Below are 4,505 nucleotides of genomic sequence, written 5' to 3'. Positions count from 1 at the left end.
CCGTTGATATATAAAGAAAAAACCAAACAAGTAGTGTGAAAAAATTTACACTACCTATTATTGGATAGGAGAGGATTTAATGAAATATAAAGTAGATTTACATGTGCATTCAAATATGTCTGATGGAACATGTAGCCCTAAAGAATTAATAAGACTTGCATATAAAACAGGTGTTAAAGCTATAGCACTTACAGATCATGATAATATTGATGGATTACATGAAGCAGAAATTGAATCAATAAAACTAAATGTGGCATTTTTAAATGGTATAGAAATAAGTTCATTATATGAAGATGGACGGATATTGCATATTCTAGGACTAGGAATTGATACTAGGAATAAGCGGTTTTTAGAAGTTTATACTAAAATGAAAAAAGCAAGGGAGGAGGGCGTAAAAGGTATACTTAAAGTATTAGAGAAAAAAGGAATTTTTATAGATATAGGAGTTCTTAAAAAAAATTCTTTGCATAAATATTTAGATAGATATGACATACATAGATACTTTATTTCAAATGGTATAAGTAATGATTCACAATATATTTGGGACCAATACTTGGATCCTATTGCATACGAAAGAGATGAATTATTAAAAGCTGAGGATGCCATAGAAATTATAAGGGTATCAGGTGGGTTGTCTTTTCTAGCTCATTATAACAAAAGGATAGGATTTAAGGGATTTAATAAATTTCAAATTGAAGAGAATATAAAAAAATTAATAAGTCTACGACTTAATGGGATTGAAAGATATTATCCTTCTTATAGTAAAACTGATATTGAGTATTTAGACTACTTAATCAATAAATATCATTTAATACCATCTGGTGGAACAGATTTCCATGGGGCTAATAGGCCAGAGGTGAGTTTAGGCACAGGTGAGAATGGTTTTTATATTCCATTTAGTGTATATGAAAATATAATAGAAAAGCTTTCTCACAAATAACTTAGACATTGATTAGACATGGAGTCTAATCAATGTCTAAGTTACATTTTCAGTCTTATATGTTTGCTTTAGATGTTTTATCTGGAATTACTGTCCATCCAATTGAGTCCCAAAATTCTTCCAAATCAAAAGTGCTACTTTGGGTAAATATAAAACCTGTATTAATTCCAACTTTTTTTAATTCGGACAATGAACGATCTACCATTATTTTGCTTATTCTTCTGATTTCATATTTATCATAAACAGCAATATGGTAAATAAAGCCTCGTATTCCATCATGTCCACATAATAGAAAACCAATTATTTTTCCTTCCACTGTGCATGCCACTGAACTAACTTTAGGATTCCTTTTTAAGTAGTTCATTAAAACTTCTTTTTTATAAAATTCTTTTGAAATTACAGAAGTAGGATCTATGTTCCTTAATGCAAGGACGTGCTGCAAATCTGATACTTCCATAGCCCTAATTATTATTTCATCTTCCATATAATTCACCTCAAATTAATAAAGTTTTTTCGCTCAAGTATATCAATTATTCTAGTTAAAGTAGACTGGTCTTTACTCGAAACCTCGGCTAAATTTTTTTGACTTATTTTGTTTTGTTTAGATAAGCGAATTAATACTAACCACTGCTCAGTTGTGATATTAAATTTTTCAAGTTTGCTATTAAGATAATGTATTAGTTTCTTATTAATTTTGTTGGATAATATTCCAATATCTTGATCATAAGAGTTAAACATATTCTTTTATCTCCAGGAAATAGACTTGTTATATAAATAGTTGGGACAACAAGTAATTATATACTTCTTTATTTTATTTTTCAACAATAAAAAATCAACTTTTTTATTGCAATTACATAAAGCAATATGTGGAGAAACGTGGAAAAGCACTGGGAATATTTAATATTGTAATGTTTTGTGCTCCTGTTTTGGGGCCAACTAGTTCTGGTTTAATTATTCAATCACTTAATTGGAGATGGTTATTCTTTATAATACTACCTTTCTCAATTATAGCTTTAATATTAGGTTATAAGTATATTGAAAATGTAACAGAGCTTTCAAAGCTACACTATGACAATAATTATTCCTATTATTATTGCTTTGCATTGTTTATCGCTAATAGCTGTTGGGCTTATAAATACACCGGTACAAACTAATACTTTGAATCAATTATCCCCAAAATATTACCCTCATGGAACCGCAATAACGAATACTTTACAGCAAATAGTAGGAGCATTTGGAACTTCCTTATTTGTTGCTATTATGACTTCATATCAAAAAAAGTACTTATTTACTGTGGGTAATCCATCTGCTACAAAATACCAATCTTTTAGTTTGGTATATGGGGTGCAGCATGTTTTTATAATTGAAACTTGTATTCTTGTTATAGCCTTAATTTTGTCTTTAGTTTTAACAAATAAAAATGGGGAAAAGAAAGCTTCCATTGCTATGAATGTTAACTCGGAAAATAATTAAAAATATAATTATGAAAGGATATTTTTTATATGAAAAAAATAAAAGCTTTAGTACCATTAGATGGTACTGAAAGAAGCATGCACTCTCTTAAGTGGTTAAAAGATTTTTTAGGTGAAGAGGTTATTTCTATTACACTAATGAATGTAATGGAAATAGTTATAACTAATGGCATGGTGGTTCCACCTGAATTTGATTATTTAGAAGAAGAAAGTAAAGCGTTTTTAGCTAAGGCAAAAAAAAAATTGGAAGGATAGATAACGCCATGTATACGATAGTCAACTGTATGGTCATTTTTTGCATACCATTCATATTCCCAGCCATTATCATAAGTATATATAAAATGAGTTCCTAAAAAATCTTGTAAGTCTTTAAATTCTTTCTTTTTGTCATGTTGTTTCCTCCTTAAAATATAAAAGTAATATGTAGCTATAAACATGTAAATATAGACACGTTTAAGTACAACTTTCCACCTATCTTATGATAAATCGACCCTTTTTGTTATATTTATATCAAAACCATTTTCTTCGAAGATCTGTCTTGGTTGCTTTCTAGCTAAGTATTCATTGATAAATATTATTTTAAATTCGTAATTATATACTATTAATATTCGCTAACTCTTAGAACATTTATATCCAACTAATTGATAAACAAGAGATATAAGAGAAGACGGTATATATTTGATTATACATAGTAATAAATGATATAACATATAAAATCCATAGATAATGAAAAAAAGCGAAGGCAATATTAATTGGTTCCTTCGCTTTAATATATTATCTTGGTTCTGGTACTAGAATAGCTTCTAAAGCTGGATCCTTTCCAACTAGGCCAACCGCATAGATAGTATAATAATTATTTGCATTTACTTTAACATTGGGAACAGTTAATACTACATTGTTACTACCAGAAGGACTCACAGTGAATGTATATGTTCCTGCGGGAATGCAAGAATAATTTGTAATATTTTTATAGGCTACATTATTGAATACTCTTGTGCCATCAGCTAATTTTATATCAACTGCTGGTGCATTTGGAGATAGATGAATAAATCTTACACAAGCTTTGCCAGAATCCTGAGCAGTGATTGGTTCAGGAATAGGATACAAACTAATATTGGGAAGAATTCCTATAGCGGCTACATTAAATATAGTATTTGGAGGAATCATTATATTTGTATTTATAACAGGGGTTGTTATTTGACCCGAAGGATAAACTTTAATATTGTAGTTGCCAGGAGGAACAGGAATATATTGTGATAACTCTGTATATGCAAGATTCTTTACAATCATATTTCCGTTGGCATAAACATCAACATCTGGTGAATTAGGTGATGCATGGAATATTCTAATACAAGAATTCATTTGCATAGACCTATAGGAATAATCTATCATGTCATTGTATGGATAATAATACATTGAATATCTCCTTTAAATTACTAACTAATGTTATTATATGAAATAAATATTATAAAGTGCAGACCTGTTTTATATAATCTTAACTTATATTAGAGAAAGAAATATTACTGTTTGCAATGCATCAGAGTATTGCAATAATGCTATTCATATTTATTTTAATTTATACATATTTTATTATAATTAAATAACAAGCATTCTGAGGAGTTAATATTGCAGCGACCCAGGAGATGATTTAATAAAGGCATATATTTATGATTTAATTCAATCAATTCCTTACTCCTTCAACTCATATAAACTTTTGCTTAATCATTTTTTTACTAGGTGTTATACGTAATATTCTACAAATGGTTGGTGAAATCAATAATTGACTTATTTCATAACAATCAGCCTCTGATGTTTTTTTCTTATATTCCTTAAATTCACTTGAATATAAATGACCAACTAAATAGAAGGTTATGACAAAATATAGTAAAAAAGGTTTATATAAAGTGGTTGGATCTGTTACAAGTAAGGTTGTTAGAAATACTCATGTATCAGTAATAATTATTCCAGAATAGTATTTACTAATATGATAAAAATAATATTGACTTGTTGTAAAATGAAGTTGAACCAATAAAAAATACATAGTGGATTAATTCTGTGTTATGCTTTAATCGTCACAACTAAAACACACAGGA

The 4,505-nt window shown here is 28.5% G+C and carries 8 protein-coding genes; 4 read left to right on the top strand and 4 right to left on the bottom strand.

Annotated elements, in window-relative coordinates; all coding sequences use genetic code 11:
- Positions 1-79 precede the first annotated feature (79 nt).
- Positions 80-940 (top strand): PHP domain-containing protein, encoded by an 861-nt coding sequence (locus Q0649_RS17225; protein WP_298844891.1) that lies wholly within the window; start codon positions 80-82, stop codon positions 938-940.
- A 55-nt stretch (positions 941-995) separates the two neighbouring features.
- Here the strand turns inward: Q0649_RS17225 and Q0649_RS17220 are convergent, their stop codons facing one another.
- Both Q0649_RS17220 and Q0649_RS17215 read right to left on the bottom strand, forming a co-directional pair.
- Positions 996-1,424 (bottom strand): GNAT family N-acetyltransferase, encoded by a 429-nt coding sequence (locus Q0649_RS17220; protein WP_298844889.1) that lies wholly within the window; start codon positions 1,422-1,424, stop codon positions 996-998.
- A gap of 5 nt (positions 1,425-1,429) precedes the next feature.
- Positions 1,430-1,678 (bottom strand): MarR family winged helix-turn-helix transcriptional regulator, encoded by a 249-nt coding sequence (locus Q0649_RS17215; RefSeq protein WP_298844887.1) that lies wholly within the window; start codon positions 1,676-1,678, stop codon positions 1,430-1,432.
- A 170-nt stretch (positions 1,679-1,848) separates the two neighbouring features.
- Between Q0649_RS17215 and Q0649_RS17210 the strand changes: the two genes are divergently transcribed.
- Genes Q0649_RS17210 through Q0649_RS17200 form a run of 3 tightly spaced genes read left to right on the top strand, consistent with a single transcriptional unit; the run spans position 1,849 to position 2,667 of the window.
- Positions 1,849-2,094, top strand: a complete 246-nt coding sequence (locus Q0649_RS17210; protein WP_298844894.1) for a hypothetical protein — start codon at positions 1,849-1,851, stop codon at positions 2,092-2,094.
- Complete coding sequence (locus Q0649_RS17205) at positions 2,009-2,413, top strand: hypothetical protein (protein WP_298844897.1); 405 nt, start codon at positions 2,009-2,011, stop codon at positions 2,411-2,413. The genes Q0649_RS17210 and Q0649_RS17205 overlap by 86 nt, the downstream gene beginning before the upstream one ends.
- A 29-nt stretch (positions 2,414-2,442) precedes the next feature.
- Positions 2,443-2,667, top strand: coding sequence for a hypothetical protein (locus Q0649_RS17200; RefSeq protein ID WP_298844885.1), 225 nt, complete (start codon positions 2,443-2,445; stop codon positions 2,665-2,667).
- Here Q0649_RS17200 and Q0649_RS17195 read toward each other — a convergent pair.
- Together Q0649_RS17195 and Q0649_RS17185 are read right to left on the bottom strand one after the other, a co-directional pair.
- On the bottom strand, positions 2,607-2,849 hold the full coding sequence (locus tag Q0649_RS17195; RefSeq protein WP_298844884.1) for a phenolic acid decarboxylase: 243 nt from the start codon (positions 2,847-2,849) through the stop codon (positions 2,607-2,609). The two genes, Q0649_RS17200 and Q0649_RS17195, sit on opposite strands and share 61 nt — an antisense overlap.
- A gap of 337 nt (positions 2,850-3,186) precedes the next feature.
- Positions 3,187-3,828: a DUF4397 domain-containing protein gene (locus Q0649_RS17185; protein ID WP_298844882.1), complete on the bottom strand. Its 642-nt coding sequence runs from the start codon at positions 3,826-3,828 to the stop codon at positions 3,187-3,189.
- Between the last annotated feature and the right edge of the window lie 677 nt (positions 3,829-4,505).

It is taken from the genome of uncultured Clostridium sp. (assembly GCF_937920395.1).
Classification (GTDB): Bacteria; Bacillota; Clostridia; order Clostridiales; family Clostridiaceae; genus Clostridium_AD.
The sequence above is the reverse complement of the archived record's forward strand: the minus strand, read 5'-3'. Positions and strand labels throughout refer to the sequence as shown.

Coding starts and splice junctions, on each gene's coding strand:
- Q0649_RS17210 (WP_298844894.1), top strand. CDS start 1,849: ATGTTTTGTGCTCCTGTTTTGGGGCCAACTAGTTCTGGTTTAATTATT.
- Q0649_RS17205 (WP_298844897.1), top strand. CDS start 2,009: ATGACAATAATTATTCCTATTATTATTGCTTTGCATTGTTTATCGCTA.
- Q0649_RS17200 (WP_298844885.1), top strand. CDS start 2,443: ATGAAAAAAATAAAAGCTTTAGTACCATTAGATGGTACTGAAAGAAGC.
- Q0649_RS17215 (WP_298844887.1), bottom strand. CDS start 1,678: ATGTTTAACTCTTATGATCAAGATATTGGAATATTATCCAACAAAATT.
- Q0649_RS17195 (WP_298844884.1), bottom strand. CDS start 2,849: ATGTTTATAGCTACATATTACTTTTATATTTTAAGGAGGAAACAACAT.
- Q0649_RS17225 (WP_298844891.1), top strand. CDS start 80: ATGAAATATAAAGTAGATTTACATGTGCATTCAAATATGTCTGATGGA.
- Q0649_RS17220 (WP_298844889.1), bottom strand. CDS start 1,424: ATGGAAGATGAAATAATAATTAGGGCTATGGAAGTATCAGATTTGCAG.
- Q0649_RS17185 (WP_298844882.1), bottom strand. CDS start 3,828: ATGTATTATTATCCATACAATGACATGATAGATTATTCCTATAGGTCT.